The sequence below is a fragment of the Celeribacter sp. HF31 genome (assembly GCF_011806455.1).
Lineage (GTDB): Bacteria > Pseudomonadota > Alphaproteobacteria > Rhodobacterales > Rhodobacteraceae > Celeribacter.
Window position 1 is genome coordinate 1 of record NZ_JAATOT010000013.1, and the last position, 623, is coordinate 623.

The window sequence follows — 623 nt, forward strand, 5'->3', positions numbered from 1 at the left end:
GAGAACACGTCTTCGATCGGCATCAGGAACGGCTGGTCGATCGCACGCTCGGGTTCCGGGATGTACGCGTCGACAGCGGCCATGAGTTCTTTGATTTTCTCTTCGCCGATTTCCGGATCGCGGCCTTCCATAGCGGCCAGAGCGGACCCTGCGATGATCGGAATATCGTCGCCCGGGAAGTCGTATTCGGACAGAAGTTCGCGGACTTCCATTTCGACGAGCTCCAGAAGCTCTTCGTCGTCAACCTGATCCACTTTGTTCAGGAACACGACCAGAGCCGGCACGCCAACCTGACGGGCCAGAAGGATGTGCTCGCGGGTCTGCGGCATCGGGCCGTCAGCCGCGTTCACAACCAGGATACCGCCGTCCATCTGGGCCGCACCGGTGATCATGTTTTTCACGTAGTCGGCGTGGCCGGGGCAGTCGACGTGCGCGTAGTGGCGGTTCTCGGTCTCGTACTCGACGTGAGCGGTCGAGATCGTGATGCCGCGGGCTTTCTCTTCCGGTGCGCCGTCAATCTGGTCGTAGGCTTTGAAGTCACCAAAGTATTTGGTGATCGCTGCCGTCAGGGTGGTTTTACCGTGGTCAACGTGGCCGATCGTGCCGATGTTCACGTGCGGTTT

At 59.9% G+C, this 623-nt stretch carries 1 protein-coding gene; it reads right to left on the bottom strand.

Features of this window, described 5'->3' with window-relative positions; translation table 11 throughout:
• The coding region (locus HCZ23_RS17945) for a GTP-binding protein (RefSeq protein ID WP_167603128.1) at positions 1 to 623 on the bottom strand (623 nt) is incomplete at both ends.